We start from the raw sequence: 1,458 nt of genomic DNA on the forward strand, positions 1-1,458 counted from the left end.
AGCCATCTTTCACCCTCTCTCCAGGTGGAGAAAGGGATTATCCGGTATTAGCTCCGGTTTCCCGGAGTTATCCCAGTCTAAGGGGCAGGTTGCCCACGTGTTACTCACCCGTCCGCCGCTAACGTCCGGGAGCAAGCTCCCTTCTGTCCGCTCGACTTGCATGTATTAGGCACGCCGCCAGCGTTCGTCCTGAGCCAGGATCAAACTCTCCGTTAAAAGGTTTGACTTGCTCATTGCACAACCGAAGTTGTGGCTCACTATCATTCATTGACGAGATACCTTGTATCTCTTTTACGCTTGGCTTTTGTTCAGTTTTCAAAGGACTCGTTTGCCGTTTCAGAGGCAACTTAATTAATATAACATCATCAAGTGCGAATGTCAACACTTTTTTTGGTGGAGCCTAGCGGGATCGAACCGCTGACCTCCTGCGTGCAAAGCAGGCGCTCTCCCAGCTGAGCTAAGGCCCCATAGCAATGGTCGGGAAGACAGGATTTGAACCTGCGACCCCTTGGTCCCAAACCAAGTGCTCTGCCAAGCTGAGCTACTTCCCGTAAATGGCGCGCCCGAGAGGATTCGAACCTCTAACCGCTTGATTCGTAGTCAAGTACTCTATCCAGTTGAGCTACGGGCGCAATTAAATTGTTGGCAGTATGCCGAGAGCCGGACTTGAACCGGCACGGTAGTCACCTACCGCAGGATTTTAAGTCCTGTGTGTCTGCCAATTCCACCATCCCGGCACGGGATGCAAAAACAAAAAGCGGAAGACGGGATTCGAACCCGCGACCCCCACCTTGGCAAGGTGATATTCTACCACTGAACTACTTCCGCAATTTACAAATGTTATAAGTGCGGGTGAAGGGACTTGAACCCCCACGTCATAAAGACACTAGATCCTAAGTCTAGCGCGTCTGCCAATTCCGCCACACCCGCAAAACAATAATATGGTGAGCCATGAAGGACTCGAACCTTCGACCCTCTGATTAAAAGTCAGATGCTCTACCAACTGAGCTAATGGCTCTGACTTAACTTGGATTAGTGGTGCCGGCCAGAGGACTTGAACCCCCAACCTACTGATTACAAGTCAGTTGCTCTACCAATTGAGCTAGACCGGCATAATTGTAAAAATATCGTTGATTTTTGTTGAAAAATATCTCCGTTTACTAAAATAACGTTTTACACTCAATTCGTCAAGTGGCTTTTTACGCCTCTCCTAAAAATAGAGTCTTGAGAATCAAAGCATGGTGGAGGATGACGGGATCGAACCGCCGACCCTCTGCTTGTAAGGCAGATGCTCTCCCAGCTGAGCTAATCCTCCATTATAAATAAAAATATTGCCCGGCAACGTCCTACTCTCACAGGAGGAAGCCTCCAACTACCATCGGCGCAAAAGAGCTTAACGGCCGTGTTCGGCATGGGAACGGGTGTGACCTCTTTGCCATTGTCACCGGACCCTACTTC

General features: G+C 49.6%; 9 tRNA genes and 2 rRNA genes. All 11 read right to left on the minus strand.

The window, feature by feature from the left end:
• Positions 1-216: ribosomal RNA gene (locus tag N6H06_RS22945) — 16S ribosomal RNA — on the minus strand; the annotation flags it as partial.
• 175 nt (positions 217-391) lie between these two features.
• Positions 392-467 (minus strand) — tRNA-Ala (locus N6H06_RS22950).
• Positions 468-474: 7 nt separating this feature from the next.
• Positions 475-551, minus strand: a tRNA-Pro gene (locus tag N6H06_RS22955).
• A 4-nt stretch (positions 552-555) separates the two neighbouring features.
• A tRNA-Arg gene (locus tag N6H06_RS22960) sits at positions 556-632 on the minus strand.
• 19 nt (positions 633-651) lie between these two features.
• Positions 652-737 (minus strand) — tRNA-Leu (locus N6H06_RS22965).
• Positions 738-756: 19 nt separating this feature from the next.
• Positions 757-828 (minus strand) — tRNA-Gly (locus N6H06_RS22970).
• Positions 829-847: 19 nt separating this feature from the next.
• Positions 848-930, minus strand: a tRNA-Leu gene (locus tag N6H06_RS22975).
• Between the two features lie 12 nt (positions 931-942).
• Positions 943-1,018 (minus strand) — tRNA-Lys (locus tag N6H06_RS22980).
• A gap of 18 nt (positions 1,019-1,036) precedes the next feature.
• A tRNA-Thr gene (locus N6H06_RS22985) sits at positions 1,037-1,112 on the minus strand.
• Between the two features lie 127 nt (positions 1,113-1,239).
• Positions 1,240-1,315, minus strand: a tRNA-Val gene (locus N6H06_RS22990).
• An 18-nt stretch (positions 1,316-1,333) separates the two neighbouring features.
• A 5S ribosomal RNA gene (rrf, locus tag N6H06_RS22995) occupies positions 1,334-1,449 on the minus strand.
• Between the last annotated feature and the right edge of the window lie 9 nt (positions 1,450-1,458).

This window comes from Shouchella tritolerans (assembly GCF_025770735.1).
GTDB lineage: Bacteria > Bacillota > Bacilli > Bacillales > Bacillaceae_D > Shouchella > Shouchella tritolerans.